The sequence below is a fragment of the Gemmiger formicilis genome (assembly GCF_016901605.1).
In the GTDB taxonomy this organism is placed as follows: Bacteria; Bacillota; Clostridia; order Oscillospirales; family Ruminococcaceae; genus Gemmiger; species Gemmiger formicilis_B.
The window spans coordinates 1-217 of record NZ_JACJKP010001008.1 but is presented as its reverse complement, the minus strand read 5'-3'; the positions used below and the strand labels follow the sequence as shown (position 1 = coordinate 217).

Sequence of the window (217 nt, the reverse complement as noted above, 5' to 3'; positions counted from 1 at the left end):
TTCATAGGAGAGCAGGGCGTCCGCTTCGGTGAACTGGTCCATGATCTTCTTCTGGCGGACGGTGGCGAGACCATCGTCCCACCGGCTGTCAAAGTCGTAGCCGTCCCGCCGCCACCGAAGAGAGACTGCGGGCGGTGCTGGGCGGGCGCTGAGAAGAGGAACCTCCATGTGGAAGGCACTTCTCGTGCTTCACAAAATACAGATTACAAACAGCAAA

Annotated in this window: 1 protein-coding gene; it reads right to left on the bottom strand. The window is 58.5% G+C overall.

The window, feature by feature from the left end; genetic code table 11:
- Positions 1-168, bottom strand: a 168-nt coding sequence (locus H6B10_RS19240) for an AlkZ-related protein (protein WP_430661805.1), incomplete at its 3' end; no start/stop codon positions are given.
- Positions 169-217 lie beyond the last annotated feature (49 nt).